Below are 12,318 nucleotides of genomic sequence, written 5' to 3' on the forward strand. Positions count from 1 at the left end.
TCGAGTTGCACGGTGTCAAAGTCGCTGTCCGATGGTCACAGCCCACAACCGCAGGCCGCTGGGGGAACGGACCCACATCGGTGGATGGATGTCGGCGGCCCGCAGCACGTCGGCGGCGTAGGTGGTGCAGTTGTTGGTGAACACGGAGAACCTGCCGGGGTCCGCCTCGGCGCTGCGCTGGGCGAACCGCTCGGCCGCTGCCACGTTCTCCGCCGGTAGGTCGATCCCGCGCACGTACCGCGGGATGACCTCGTTGCTGCTCGCCGGCACCCAGTTCATCTCGCGCGTGACGACGTTGGTTTCCTGCCCGCCGCGGAAGGTCTCCTTGACGTTGCGCAGGTTGGCCTGCAGGTCGGTCACCCGGGTGGTGGCGGCCCCTTGGGCGCGCGTGCCGATCTGCGCGTGCCAGATGCTGCCCTGGTCGTAGGTGATCACGTAGGCCCTGCTGGCCTGACCGGCGGTCTGTGCCTGACGGCCGGCCCTCAGCGTCAGGTTCGTACGCAGCATTGGGCCGCGGCCCAGACCTCCTCCGATGCCGCCGGCGATGGCTCCGCCCAGCGCGCCCAGCCCGGCCGCGAGTCCGGCTCCGGCGTCGAAGTCCCGGCCCTGCTGCTGGTTGAGGACGCCGTTGCTGATGAATCCGTCGAGTGCGCCGAGCCCTGCGCCGATGAACGTTTCGATGCCGAGCGACGCGACCACGCTGGTAGTGACGGCCGCCGAGGCGAATCCGAGTCCCGCGGCGGCGAGGCCGAACGCGGCTCCCAGGCCCACCGAGATGCCCCATTCGGTCTTGTCGAACGCCGGTCCTTCCGCGTTCGCGTGGCCCAGTCCGTAGGCGGCGCTGGCGAGTCCACCGCCGATGAGCAGGCCGCCGGCCAGGGTCGCGCCGACCATGACCGGCCAGGCAGCGCCAGCGGTCAGCACTGTCAGCGCGATCCCGCCGATAGCGGCGGCGACCCCGCCGAGGACCGCACCGAACGCGGGCCAGGAGAAGGCGAACCCGCCGCTGGGATCGAACCCGTTGATCGGGTCTCCGCCGGCGTACAGGTAGGGGCTCGGGTACTGTCCGGCGGGGTCGACGCTGAGGAAACGCCCGGTGTCCGGGTCGTAGAGGCGCTGCGGGAAAAGGTAGAGGCCACTGCCCGGGTCACGTTCGGCACCGGCGAACAGGTACGGATAAACGGCGCTGGCGCCCCGGTCCACGGGAGTGCCGAGAAATCCGCCGTTGGGCAGGTAGTTGAACGCGCCGATGAGCCCACTGCCGTCGTAGAGGGCTCGGGTGGAGCCGAGGCGCCCCCGCAGCACGTACGTGATGCCCTGCGGCGACCAGACCCCGACGGATCCGCCGGGGCCGGGGATCAGGTAGCCGACGCGGTGGGCGCCGGAGCCATCGGTGTGGTGCAGCGCCAGCGGTGCCGCGCCGGCGCCCGGTACGGAGAGCAGGCGCGCGTCGGAGCCTTTGCGCAGGAGCAGGGTACCGTCGGCGCCGCGGGTGAGGTCGAGTTGCCCGGCGGCGCCGGTCAGGCCGGTGGGCAGCCTCGAGCACGGGTCGTAGCGCAGCTCCGGCACGTCAATGAGCGGCGCGGCGGTGACGTTCCCATCCCGGTCGTAGCCGAACGGGCCCTGATCCCCGGCCTCCGCGGTGCGCAACCGGTTCGTGCCATCCTGGTAGCAGAGGCGCTGGGATCGGCCCGCGTCGACGCGGGCGGTCACGTTGCCGTTCGCGTCGTAGGTCAGCCCGCTCATTCCGAACGCCGGTCCGGCGCTGCACTCGGCCACAGCGAGCCTGCCCAAGGGATCGTAGCGGTATCGAACGGTGACGTCGGGCAGGAAGCCGTCCTGGTTCACACCGGTGAAGCGGGTTGCGAGGCGGGTTGCGCGGCCGTCGTGGTAGCCGCCACCGTCGTACCCGCCGCTTGTGTAGTCGGTGGTCTCAGTCAGGTAGCGGTCCTCGACGCTGGCCAACCATCCAGGCGGTGCGTAGCGGTAGGTGCGGGTCAGCTCTGCCGAGCCGCCGGGCGCGAGCATCTCAGTGGCCAGAGCCCCGTCGGGGGTGTAGCGGAATCTCGCCAGCTCGGTGCGAGAGCCGCGGTGCTCGCCAGCGACATTGACGAGGTCGGTGAAACCGTCCGCGGTGAGGCGGGCAGTGAAGGCATCCGCGTCGAGTTGCGCATCGTAGGTGATGGCGGTGAGCGCTCCGGTCGTGTCATGTTCAAACGCGAGGGTGTGTGGTTCGCTGTCGTTGTAGGCGCTCACGCGGGTTGTCCGTGAGGTGACCAGGCCTCGCCGGTCGTAGGCGTAGGTGCTGCGGGTTAGCGGCGTGTCGTCATCAACTGCCGGGCCGGTTAGGGTCTGCCACAGCCGGCCGTAGACCAGCGGATCGGTTCCGTCGCCGTCGTAGCGGAACCGGGTCAGCCAGATGCCGGCGGCCGGCAGCCAGGCGGCGTCGTCGGCGTGGCTCTGCAGCTCGTCTCGGTTCCACGCCGTGTCGCAGGTGCCCTGCTCCGTCAGGCGGCTCAGCGCGTCGTACCGCCGGTAGCAGAGGTAGCCGTCGGTTGCGGCCTGCGGGCCCTGGCTGAACCGCAGCCGCCCGAGCGTGTCATAGACGTGCTCAACGCTGCCCTCGAGGTCAGGCGCCGTGATGGACACGGGATTGCCGACGAAGTCGTACTCGGTCCGCTCGGTGAACCGCTCGCGGTCGGGCACCGTGGTGTCGGTGAGGTTCGGCTGGTCCCGCCGCACGAGGTTGCCGTAGGCGTCGTAGTAGTTACGCACCAGCGTGAAGGCTCCCGGCTCGCCGGCCAGGTCGCCCTGCGCGGCGGCGACGACCCGGTTCAGCCGGTCGCGCCAAATCCGCGTCACCCGGCCGTCGGGGTCGGTGCTGACCTCCAGGGGATACTGGCCCGCGGGCAGGTTCGTCAGGAGCGGCTGACGCGTATTGACCCGATAGTCGGTCCGCGCGGTGTGCCGCTGACCGACCGGGGTCGACTCGACGACGGCGAAGGCTCGTCCCGGCCGTCCGGACTCGACGGGGCGCCCCAGCGGCGAAGATTCGAAGAGGGTCCGGGAGAACGGGTATCCGTCGTCGGCAGGGTAGGCGCGGGTCAGCTCGCAGACGCCCATGGCCCCACTATCGGGATCCAGTTCGGTGGTCAAATCAGGTCGGTAGCCGATTGGTTCGCCGGTTACCTCTACGGCTTTGGTGGCGACCGCCGGTCGGCCGGCGGCGTCGTAGCCGCTAGCTGACGCCCGCACCCGGGTATCGTCGACGCGGTGCAGCTGTCGGGGCCGTCCGGCGTTGTCACTGAAGGTGATCGCGACGACCGGATCGGCGCCGAACGCGATCCAGCGCAGCGCCAGCGGGCCGTCGGTGGCGAAGGCCACCGGCCCGGCGAAACCGCCGGAGTCGACGTGCTGCAGCACGAGGTCGCCGTCGACGTACCACAGCAGGCGGTGCGGCCACACGATGAGCAGCAAGTCTGTGCCAGCGGCGCCCGCCGCCGAGACCACCGGCTCGTCCGTTGCCTGACGCAGGGTCCAGCAGCCGTCGGACCAGCGGATACACCACTGCCCCGCGGCCACGCGCAGCGCCTGCCGCGCGGGCGGGTTGGCGGCCAGGGCAAGACGTAGCAGGTAGCTGCCCTTGGGTGTCTCGGCGAGCGTGAGCCGGGCGGTGTCGTCCCCGTCATGACACAGCAGGCCGGGCTGCTGCTTCCAGCCCGCGTCCGCGCACCAGTGCGTTCGCCACTGCTCGCCCTGCCGGAAGTCGGTGAAGCTGCCGGACCCGCGCAACGCCGCGGCCAGGGTCGCGTTCGGCCGAGTAGGGTCGAAGGTGCCCTGACGGCACCGCCAGAAGTGCTCGACGGTGACGGACAATGGCTGCTCGTCGAGGCCGACGTCCACCACCGGCCGGCTCAACAGGTCGTAGCCGACGCGGCGGGTGCCGCCCAACATGTCCACGGTGGCGCGAAGTTCCTGACCGTCCGGGGAGTACACCGAGGCGCGCAGGCTGGCCGACACCGGCGCGAAGGCGATGTCGTCGACGAGGAGCCACCGCCGGTCCTGCCGGCTCGTCAGCGTCGGCGCCACCGACGCGATCGCTCCCAGGCCGAGTTCCCGTGAGTCGATCAACTGGTGCAGCCAGCGCCACCGGCCGTCGGTCGCGGGGATGGGCACCACGACCTCGGCCGTATCGCCCTGCTCGTCGCGGACGACCGTCCGCCAGGCCGAAAGGTCCGGATCGCTGACAAATCCCGGCTGGGTGCAGACCCAACACGTCAGCTGGTAGGGCCGATCACCGCGGGCCGGGGTGAACTCGTTGGTGATACCGATGGCGCAGTCAGGGTCACCGGGTACGGCGAGGCGTCGAGATCCGGAATGCGCCGGTCCCTCCGTGATGTAGTCGCCCGGGTCCGCGTCGGCGGGAACGAGGGTCCAACCACTGTCGTCCTCGTACTCCTCAAAGCCGTACCAGCATGCTTCGCCCGCGCGAGGGTCCGCGTTCGCTGTCGTGGCGACCCCGAAACGGTGCTCGCGGTCGTAGATGGCCGCGGCGATGTGGCCGCTGGCGTCGAGCGCCGTCAAGGGCTGGGCCCGTTCGGTGACGTCGACGACTTGTCGGGCACACAGCCAGCCCGGCCCGGGATCCGCCTCGGACGCCCATCCTGGGAAGGTCGGCTCGTTTACGCCCAGCCACTGGTAGCTGCGTGCCGCTGCCCAGGGACCCCACGCCTCGGAGTAGGTGGTGACCTCGCTGGCGGTGACCACGTCCGCCGTGACGTCGACGGCGGTCACCTGGCTAATGGGGACGAGGCAGTTGCGCTCGCGCAGGCCCGGGTAGGTCTGCCAGGCGTACACGGTATCGCCGCGCAGCCGCCGCCGCACCCCCTGGTCGTCGATGTTCTCGCCGAGCTCGCGGCACAACTGCCCGTGCTCGTTGTACTCGTACTCGGTGGTGTCGGTCAGCCACCCATACACCGTGAGCCGTGTCCCGTCCGCGTGCACCTGGTATTCGGCGCCGGCGGCATCGGTGAGACGCCAGCGTGGGCCGGGCCGGTCCTCGGCAACGGTCACCGGTTCGGCCAGCGGCAGCCCGTGCGCGGCGAACGCCGCGCTCAGGGCTCGGGGCATCGCCTCCCGGGAGAGGTCGGTGCCGTCCACGTCCGACGTGAACAGCTCCCCCGACAGCGCCTGCGTCTGCTTGCGCACCCGGGTGTAGGCGCCGGCGATACGCCGGTCGGTGTCCCGCCCGGGCCAGGTATAGGGAAAGGTGACACTCTCGCTGACCTGACGGCCGTCGGCGTCGAAGCCGCGGGTGCGGTACAGCTGCCCGTTGAGAGCGCTGAAGTACGCCCGAGCGTTGCTGTACTCGTCGGAGACCGGGTAGACCACGCCCGGCACGCGGGGACTGAGCCCGTTGAAGAACACCCGCTCGACGCAGCCTTCACCGCCATCGCCGGGCGTGGCACGGACGGTCACAAACTGGGTGACCAGTCCGTACGGGTCGTAGGTGGCGGTGCCGAGGTCGTAGCCGAGCGTCGTGTGCTGGGTCTGGTATCCGCTGTCGGTGCCGACGCGGACTACCGGGTAGGCCACCAGCCGGGTGGCGGTTCGCCCACCGACGACCCGGTACAGAGCGAGGCTGGTGGCCCCGTCGAAGTCGGGGCCACGGTAGGTGACAATCGTGTCCGGTCCGGTGAGGATCTGCCCGGGCTGCGGATCGGGAACCACCACCCGCTCGCCGGGCAGCGTGACCGAATCCCGCACCGCCGCGTCGACGAGCGTCACCAGGTGCGTTGCGCCACTGCGTTCCTGATAGGTCAGGTAGCTCGGGGCGGCGTTCGTCAGTGTGGTCAGGTCCGCCTCGGCCGGCAGGGTGTAAACCGTGAGCCACGCGCCTTCGGGAGTACGCCACAGCAGCTCGCGGCCCACCGTGCGGTAGCCCTCGGCAAGCGTCGGCAGCCCCGGACTACTGCCGGTGACCCTGGTCGGTGTGGCCCAGGTATTGCGATAGGGGTCGTACTCGAACAGCTCGGCCGACCACGGGCCGGCGTTTGGGGCGGTGATGGCATACGCGATGTCGGCGGCGTATCGGTAGCTGTATCGCGGACCGACGGTAGGCCGGACGGCGGTCACCTGCTGCCAGCGGGAGCCGTCGAAGCGGAAGAGGTGCTCGCCGTTGGCCGCCGTTGACCCGTTGACCGCCGCGTAGCCCACCGGGTTGAGGGCGTCCAGCGGTTGACTGCCGTCGGCCTTCAACACCTGCCCGAACCGGTACGCGGTGGACCAGGTGAGCAGCCGGGTGGCGTATCGGACGGTCCCGCTGGTCCGGTCCAGGGCGGCGACGAAGCCGAGCACGGCGAACGACGCGCCCGTGGCGAGGAGACCGTCGCTGCGGGTGGCCGACCAATCGACGTCGACGGTCTCGCTGACGGTGTCCGCGCGACGCCAACGCCCCTCGTCGTCGCCGTGATAGATCATGACGCTCAACGTCCGGCTCGAGCCCGTGTAGATGGCCACGACGCAGTGATTCGGACCGGCGGCCAGCGCGACGCGCATCACCGCGCCCAGTTCGAAGCCGTGCTCCACCCAGCGCCGTTCGACCAGGTCCCAGCTGACAATCTTCAACTGTCCCGCCGCGGCGTCCGCGACGGCGACGAAACCGCCGCCGAGGCTCACCTCCGGCTCGGTCATCGGGCGGTCGAGCGTGATCGGGTACGTGTCCCGTCCCCACTCGCCGAAGCGGAACTGCTCCGCGCGAATCAGATGCACCCGATACTCGGCACTGCGTGCATCCCGGTACCAGATCGCGAAGAAACCGTCGGTGGTAAGCACCCGCAGAGTCCCCGGCGACGCCGCCCAGCCACGCGTCTCCTGCTGGCCGACCCAACTACCGTTCCACGAGTACACGTCGGTCGTGACCTGACCCGTATCGCTGTTCTGCCAGGTCACCACCGTGTAACCCGGCCCGTGCCAAATCCGGGGTGTGCCGCCGGCTGCGGGGCGCGTGATCGCGACCCGCAGCGCGGTGTTGGGTAACTCCTCGGCGCGGTACTCGTAGGTGGACCGCCCGCCCAGGGGCGTGCGCGCGGTCTGCAACGCCCCTGGATTCGGGTTGTCGGGGCCGTGGTAGTCGAACTCCAACTCGGGCAGGACCCCACCGCCGGCTACCTCCTGCCCGACCGCGACCAGGTACCGCTTCAGGTACTGGTTGTCGTTTGGGTGCCGGGACACGTTGCGCAACACGTAGCGCAACCAGGTGGTCAGGATGGTGCCACCAGCAGTGTCACGGACGACGACCCGGTCGAGGTAGTGGTCTTCTACGTGGAACTGGTAGGCGTTGCCCGCTCCGGGCGGCGGAACGTGCGCGGGTGGTGTCTCGCACGGTTCCTTCGGCAGGTAGCAGAACTCGACAGTCTGCCCGAACACGTCGGTGATCTGGCGTAGGCGGCATGAGCGGGTGGACCGCGCCTGGACGGTGGGCCCGATCAGCACGTCGTCGACCTCGTACGCGAACGACACGATGTCGCCCGCGAGTGAGCGGATGCGCAGCAAATTCCACGCCACGGGAAAGCTCACACCGCCCGCGAGGGTGGACGGGCCGATCCAGTTGCCCCACCTGACCCCGCGCTGAATAGCGCTGAGCCCATAGGTGTAGGTGCTGCCGTCTTCCCGCACGACACTCCAGCACTCCGACTCCGGCGATATCGGGTCGGGGTGATAGGTGATCTGCCAGAATGGCTGGTCGAGAAGCTGGAACAGCCGCGCCCGCCCATCGACGCCCACCGGCACGAGCCGTCGGGCCGCACCACCGCTGATCAAGTAGTACACGTCGTCGACCGTCGTGCCGCTGGTCTGCGACTCCACAACGATCCGCTCATACGGCAGCGACCAACCCACGCCGAGCACGCCCGTGGGCACAGTGAGGTTAGAACGTTCGACGGACTCGTGCACGCCGCTGCCGTAGAAAGCGGTCACGGTGACGTCCAAGCCGCCGCGGCCGGTCAGCGAGAGCAGGTCAACCGGCAGGTTCACCTCCCCGCGGAACATATTCACCACGTCCGCGACGTCGCCACCAAGCAGCAACTGCGACGCGCGCACTCCTGGCACGGCCGCTGCCTGCGCGACGCCCACCGCACCCACCCCTTTCACCACAGCACACCCGCCCGCACGCCGCCGCCGCGCAGCACGGCGCAAATCCGAACCGGGCATAGTCACGTTATCCGGAACAACAAGGCAGGAAGCACGCATATCCCCTAGATAGCTCGCCAGTGTTCGGCCGACATGTGGAGCGGGTTCCGCGTCAGCCCGAACAACACCGACGCGATGCCGGCCCGCTTTACCTGATGCGCAAGTCTGGCCTGGCCGGCACAGGCTCCCGGCCCCCCGGCGCGGCACGCGAGGCGCTTCCCGGGCGCCCGGAAGAGGCAGCAGCCTTCACCTGTGGACGACGCCGGAAGCGCCGATCGCAGCCGAACCACGCCGTTACGGGTGCTGCTGGTCGAGGACGATCCCGCCGACGTCGCCCTCATCGAGGGCACCTTCGCCGCTTATGCCCTTCACGTCGAGCTGTACCAGTCCCGGACGGCATGGATGCGATGGAGTTTCTGCGCCGCCAGGGTGGGAGCACTGGTCGGACGATGAGTGGACAGCCTGGTACGACACGACACCGTTCGAATCGGACGCGATGGCGATGGGCAGTCGCTGGAGCATCGACCCGAGCGCCGTCAACGACGCCCCCATGGCTGCAACCGGCATCTACGGGCTACCACCATCGGTCTCTAACGTCTCGCCGTAACGATCCGGGTGGAACACCCTCCGCCGCCCTTGCGCACTCACAACGACAAAGCCGCGCGCGTCCTGCAGGTCGATCCGCCAACGCCGCCTGATCAGCGGCAGATTGGTGCACGGACCTCTGCGACCGCGTCGGCAAGGGCTTGCACTCCTTCTGTGATGGCGCGTTCGGTGAGGGTGGCGTAGCCGAAGATCAGCCCGCCGGGTCGGGCGGGGCTGAGGCGGTACCGGGAGACGCCTTGCACGACGAGTCCCTGGCGGGCGGCGGCAGCCACGACCGCGGCCTCGTCGAGGTCGTGCGGGAGCCAGGTTACGACGTGTTGGCCCGCCGCGACACCGACCGGCTCCAGTTCGGGCAGCCGTGTGCGCAGCGCGGCCAGGAGTGCGTCGCGGCGGCGGCGGTAGACCGGGCGCATGCGCCGCAGGTGCCGGTCGAACTCGCCGCGGGTGAGGAAGTCGGCGAAGGTCAGTTGGTCGATGACGGGAGAGCCGCGGTCGGCCAGAACCTTGGCCGCCGCGATTTCGTCGACCAGGTGTGACGGCGCCAGCAGCCAGCCGAGGCGCAGCCCTGGCGCCAGGGTCTTGCTCGCGGTGCCGCAGTACACGACGGTGTCGGGCGCCAACCCCTGCATGGCGCCGACGGGCGAGCGGTCGTAGCGGTACTCCGCGTCGTAGTCGTCCTCGATCACCACGGCACGTCGACGCTGCGCCCAGCCGATCACCCGCGCCCGCGCGCAGGCCGACAGGACCCCGCCGGTGGGCCACTGGTGCGAGGGCGTCAGGACGACGGCCTCCGCGTCGGTCTGTTCGAGCTTCTCGACGAGAATGCCGTCCGGCCCGACCGGGACGCCGATCACCTCCAGGCCGGCGGCGGCCGCGACGAGGCGGGCGTCGTCGTCCGCGGATGGGTCCTCGACGGCCAGCCGGCGGGCGCCGCGCGCCGCGAGCACCTGGATCAGCAGCGCGACGCCCTGGCCGTAGCCGCTGCAGATCACGACGTTCTCCGGGCGGGCCGACGTGCCGCGGACCCGGTTGAGGTAGTCGGTCAGGGCCGCATGCAGTTCTGGCACGCCACGCCCGTCGAGGTAGGCGAAGCGCTCGTTCGGCGTGGTGGTGAGGACCGTGCGCACCGAACGCAGCCAGGCGGCCCGGGGGAACGACGACACGTCGGTGCGGCCATACCCGAAGTCGATCCGGGCCGCCGGCCGATCCCTGGCGCGGCGATCCGCTGGCGGCGGAACCGGCTCGACCGCAACCTGGGTGTAGCCGCCAGCCCGACTGGTGAGGTAGCCCTCGGCGACGAGTTGCTGGTAGGCCTCGACCACGACGCCGCGCGACACTCCCAGATCGGCTGCGATGGTGCGGGTGGGTGGCAGGGACGTCCCGAGACGCAACCGGCCGGCCCGAATGCTGCCCCGGATCGAGGCGGCGATCTGCCGGTGCAGCGGTTCGGCCGCGGACCGGTCGACATCGATGAGCAGGTCCTCTGCCGTGCTTGAATTGGTCCTGGTTCGGCCCATGCAATCGGACCTTACCGGGTGTACCGATTTCCGTCAGGATCAGACGTATGACGACAGTGACTAGCGCTCGCTTCGACGGCCGCCTCCTCATCCCGGGCGACCCGGGTTACGACGCGGCCCGCACCGTCTGGAACGCCATGATCGACCGCCGCCCGCGGATGATCGTGCGGGCCGCGAGTGTCACCGACGTGGTGAGCGCGGTGCGCCTGGCCCGCGAGCTCGACCTGGAGATCGGGGTGCGCTGCGGCGGGCACAACGGGGCCGGCCTCGCCGTCCCCGCGGACGGCCTGATGATCGACCTGACCCCGTTGAACGGCGTTCGGGTCGACCCGATCCGGCGGCGCGCCCGGGTCCAGGGCGGCGCGCTGCTCGGCGCGCTCGACCGGGCCTCGCAGCCTTACGGCCTCGCCACGACCGCGGGTAACGTCTCGCACACCGGGGTCGGCGGCCTGACCCTTGGCGGCGGCATGGGCTGGCTCGCCCGCCAACACGGGTTGGCCTGCGACAACGTCGTTTCCTACACGCTCGTCACCGCCGACGGCGAGGTTGTGACCGCGAGCCGAACCGAGAACCCCGACCTCTACTGGGGCCTGCGCGGCGGGGGCGGCAACTTCGGCATCGTCACCGCCTTCGACTTCCAACTGCATCGCACCGGAACGCAGACCCTGGTCGCCGAGTTCGACTTCCGCGCCGAGGACGCCGTGCCGGTGCTCGAAGGCTGGCGGGACCTGAACGCCGTCGCACCGCGGCAGGCGACCTTCACCGCCGATGTCCGCAGCACGGCCATCGGCCCGACCGCCACCGTCGGCTTCGTTTGGGTCGGCGACCCGGCACAGGGTCGCCGGTTGCTGCCGGCGATGCGCGCGCTCGGGCGCCCCGTCGCCGAGCGGGTCAACACGCAGTCGTACCTCGAACTCCAGCAACGCGACGACACCACCGGCGGCCACGCCTACCGCCGGTACTCCAGCGCGCACTACCTGCGGCAGTTCCCCACCGCCGCGATAGAGGCGTTCCTGCTGCGCGGCGCGTCGGACCTGCACGCCGGCACTGACCTGCCCGGCGTCGGCCTGCAGGCGCACGGCGGCGCCATCGCCGACGTCGCGGACGCCGACGCTGCGTTCAGCCACCGCGGCACCACGTTCGAGTACAGCGCCGGCTCCCGCTGGACCGAGCCATCCGAAGACGACCTCCGGATGGCAGCGGCTCGCACTGCCGGAGCCGCGCTCGACCCGTACGCCGACGGCGTCTACGTCAACTCGCTCGCCGCCGACGAAGGGCAACGCGGGCTACGCCGTGCATACCCGGCCGCCAAGCTCGCCAGGCTGACCGCCCTCAAGACCGTCTGGGATCCGCAGAACATCTTCCACCTCAACCACAACATCCGGCCCAGCCACGCCTAAGCCGGCACCGAGAGATACCGACAGATGGGAAGGATGCTCATGACCTTCACCGGCCCCGACGTTCAGCTCAGCACCCACAGCCAGCAGCGCAGCCGGCTGTTCCTGCCAGGCCTGGCCGCAGCGGCTGCCGCCGCCGTCGCCGTGACGGCCGTCGTGGCCATCGCCATGGCCGTCGGTGTCGATTTCGAGCTACCCGAAGGCGGCGAGTCGATTCCGCTGGTCGGGTTCACGCAGCTCACGTTCACCCTCGGCGTTGTGGGCATCCTTATCGCCTTGGCGATCCGCCGTTGGGCGTCCCAGCCGGCACGCACCTGGCTCCGCACCGCAGTGGCACTCACCGCGCTGTCGCTCGTACCACCGTTCCTGGTCGACGCCAATCTCGCCACCGAGTGCACGCTCGTGCTCGCACACCTGATCGCCGCCGCAATCGTGATCCCTGCCATCGCCCGCCGGCTGGCAATCTGACGATCGTTCGTCACGGCACCCCGCGTGAGTGTGGAGCGAGGCCGGCTTGGCGGATAGGCATCCCCATCTCGGCATGTACGGACGTCGCCCACTCGACACCGGAAGCTACGAACGCTGGCATCTTTGGGTCCGCCGAAGAG

General features: G+C 70.1%; 5 protein-coding genes. 3 read left to right on the top strand and 2 right to left on the bottom strand.

Annotated features, from left to right (window positions below):
* Positions 1-15: 15 nt before the first annotated feature.
* On the bottom strand, positions 16-8,397 hold the full coding sequence (locus ACIBBA_RS12695; protein ID WP_396696629.1) for an RHS repeat-associated core domain-containing protein: 8,382 nt from the start codon (positions 8,395-8,397) through the stop codon (positions 16-18).
* A gap of 45 nt (positions 8,398-8,442) precedes the next feature.
* Between ACIBBA_RS12695 and ACIBBA_RS12700 the strand changes: the two genes are divergently transcribed.
* Positions 8,443-8,643 carry a hypothetical protein gene (locus ACIBBA_RS12700; RefSeq protein ID WP_396696631.1) on the top strand — a complete coding sequence of 67 codons (201 nt, stop codon included), beginning with the start codon at positions 8,443-8,445 and terminating at the stop codon, positions 8,641-8,643.
* A 245-nt stretch (positions 8,644-8,888) separates the two neighbouring features.
* On the opposite strand, the gene ACIBBA_RS12705 is transcribed toward ACIBBA_RS12700, so the two are convergent.
* Complete coding sequence (locus ACIBBA_RS12705) at positions 8,889-10,313, bottom strand: PLP-dependent aminotransferase family protein (RefSeq protein WP_396696633.1); 1,425 nt, start codon at positions 10,311-10,313, stop codon at positions 8,889-8,891.
* A 47-nt stretch (positions 10,314-10,360) separates the two neighbouring features.
* On the opposite strand from ACIBBA_RS12705, the gene ACIBBA_RS12710 reads away from it, so the two are divergent.
* Entirely contained in the window at positions 10,361-11,713 is a 1,353-nt protein-coding gene (locus ACIBBA_RS12710) for an FAD-binding oxidoreductase (protein WP_396696635.1), read from the top strand.
* Between the two features lie 39 nt (positions 11,714-11,752).
* Positions 11,753-12,178, top strand: coding sequence for a DUF6069 family protein (locus ACIBBA_RS12715; protein WP_396696637.1), 426 nt, complete (start codon positions 11,753-11,755; stop codon positions 12,176-12,178).
* The last annotated feature ends 140 nt before the right edge of the window (positions 12,179-12,318 follow it).

The organism is Micromonospora sp. NPDC051006 (genome assembly GCF_044456245.1).
Lineage (GTDB): Bacteria > Actinomycetota > Actinomycetes > Mycobacteriales > Micromonosporaceae > Micromonospora.